The organism is Streptomyces sp. A01, assembly GCF_059026195.1.
In genome coordinates, this window is sequence record NZ_JBWLKN010000143.1 from 1 (window position 1) to 314 (window position 314).

Annotated in this window: 1 protein-coding gene; it reads right to left on the reverse strand. The window is 70.7% G+C overall.

Annotated features, from left to right (window positions below; translation table 11 throughout):
• Window positions 1-314, reverse strand: a 314-nt coding sequence (locus AC5P1B_RS35925) for a hypothetical protein (protein ID WP_493892234.1), incomplete at both ends; no start/stop codon positions are given.

A 314-nucleotide genomic window follows, 5' to 3' on the forward strand; every position in this document is an offset into this window, starting at 1 on the left:
CGGCGTGGGCGGTCGGTGTCCGGCCAGGGCATCGGCTCGGTCAGCAGGCGTACGGCGCCGGACTCCCAGTCCACGTGCGGCGAGGGCTCGTCAACGTGCAGCGACGCCGGAGCGACGCCGTGCCGCATGGCCATCACCATTTTGATCACCCCGGCCACCCCGGCGGCAGCCTGCGTGTGTCCGATGTTCGATTTCACCGACCCCAGCCACAACGGCCGCTCGACCGGGCGGTTTTGTCCGTACGTGGCCAGCAGCGCCTGCGCCTCGATCGGATCACCCAGGGTCGTACCCGTGCCGTGCCCCTCCACCACGTC